Annotated in this window: 2 protein-coding genes; one reads left to right on the top strand and one right to left on the bottom strand. The window is 36.9% G+C overall.

Annotated features, from left to right (window positions below; translation table 11 throughout):
- Positions 1–94: 94 nt before the first annotated feature.
- Positions 95–799: a 7-cyano-7-deazaguanine synthase QueC gene (queC, locus tag ACJML3_RS07150; protein ID WP_406021903.1), complete on the bottom strand. Its 705-nt coding sequence runs from the start codon at positions 797–799 to the stop codon at positions 95–97.
- A gap of 230 nt (positions 800–1029) precedes the next feature.
- Here queC and ACJML3_RS07145 point away from each other — a divergent pair.
- A partial coding sequence (locus ACJML3_RS07145; protein ID WP_406021901.1) for a flagellar hook-basal body complex protein occupies positions 1030–1778 on the top strand: 749 nt, incomplete at its 3' end.

Below are 1778 nucleotides of genomic sequence, written 5' to 3'. Positions count from 1 at the left end.
TTATCATGGCATTTTTAGTTGCGCTTAAGAACTACATTCAGGATTTCAAGCGCAACAAATACGAGAACAGCTTTAAAATCAAATCTATTCAGAACTAAAACTGGTCTTTTAAATAATCTTCATAGCCCTTCTTTCTTAGCAGACATGAAGGGCACTTTCCGCAACCATAACCAAAATTATGAAGTTCTGATACATCACCTTCATAGCAGGTAAGTGTATTCTCAACTATCAGCCTTACAAAATCATATCCACCAAGCTGATGAGCCATCATAAAGGTACGGGCTTTTGACTTGAACATTAAAGGAGTTTCAATCTTGATATTGCTCTGCATTCCAAGATTAATACTCTTTTCAAGAGCCTTGATAGTTTCCTCTCTACAGTCAGGATAGCCAGAATAATCTGCCTGTCCTACACCTGTTATTACGGTATCAGCTTTGATTGTATAGGCAAAAGCTGCAGCATAAGTTAAAAAGATAAGATTTCTGCCAGGAACAAAGCTAGTAGGAAGATCATTGCTCTTATCAATAACATAAGCCTCACCCTCTCTTGTAAGGGCAGAATCAGTAAGATCCTTGAATGATGTCATATCAATCATCTTGTCACCCTTGTACTTACTAAAAGCAAGAGGATCAAATCTTTTGAGCTCATTTAAAAACTTCTGTCTAAACTCAAGCTCGACAGCATGTCTCTGACCGTAATTAAATCCTATGGTATAAACCTCATCATATTTTCTAAGTGCATAGTAAAGACATGTTGAACTGTCCTGACCACCTGAAAAAACGACTAAAGCTCTGTTCATTTTGCCACCTATTTTGCTAAGTTGTGGCAAAGTTTGCCACTAATTTTGCCATAACATATGGCTCTGATTTTAAGAAAGCCAAATATTTTTAGTATATATTTCAATATATTATGCAATTTTGATGATTTTGGCACAACACTTGCTTAAGTTATATGGCAAGGGGATGTTCCCTAATAATAAAAGCTCAAGAGAGAAAATATTATAACTATCTATCAATTTGGAGAAACACTATGTTTAATACATCTATCTCTGGTATTCGCGGCTCACAGAAATACTTAGATACAACATCTAACAACATTTCTAACGCCAACTCATATGGTTTTAAGCGTTCACGTGCTGAATTTGCCGACTTATATTCTAATTCAGTTTTCTCATCTGTAAAGACCAACACTGGTATGGGTACAACAACAACCAATGTTGCTCAGCAGTTCTCACAAGGTTCATTATCAGGTGATACTGGTAATAATCTTGATATGGCAATCAGCGGTAACGGTTTCTTTGTTCTGTCAAGTTCAGAAAACGGCACTAATGCAACAGCAAATGGTGGCAGAAGCTATACAAGAAACGGCGCTTTCCAGATCAATAAAGATGGCTTTATTGTAACAGCAATGGGCGACTATCTACAGGGATATGATGTAGATAAAAGTGGTAATGCTACAAATCTTGATATTACATCAACTCATGCAATTCAAATTCCATCAGATACTGGTGCTCCAAAGATGACATCAAAAATGGGAATGACAGTTAATCTTCCTGCTAATGCTGAATCATTAAAGCATGGTATGACAGATTTTGACCACAAGGATTCATCAACATATACAAATGCAACATCTCAGACTGTATATGATTCTTTAGGCGGTGCTCATACCATTACCTACTATTTTGTAAAGGATCACGTAAATGATGGTTCACCAAACCCACAGGATCCTGCAGGTGGTAACTATCCAAACAACGGTCACACCATCTGGAATGTTGTAGC

Origin of the sequence: Succinivibrio sp. (assembly GCF_045124615.1) — a bacterium.
Taxonomy (GTDB): domain Bacteria; phylum Pseudomonadota; class Gammaproteobacteria; order Enterobacterales; family Succinivibrionaceae; genus Succinivibrio; species Succinivibrio faecicola.
This window is presented reverse-complemented; position numbering and strand designations above follow the sequence as displayed.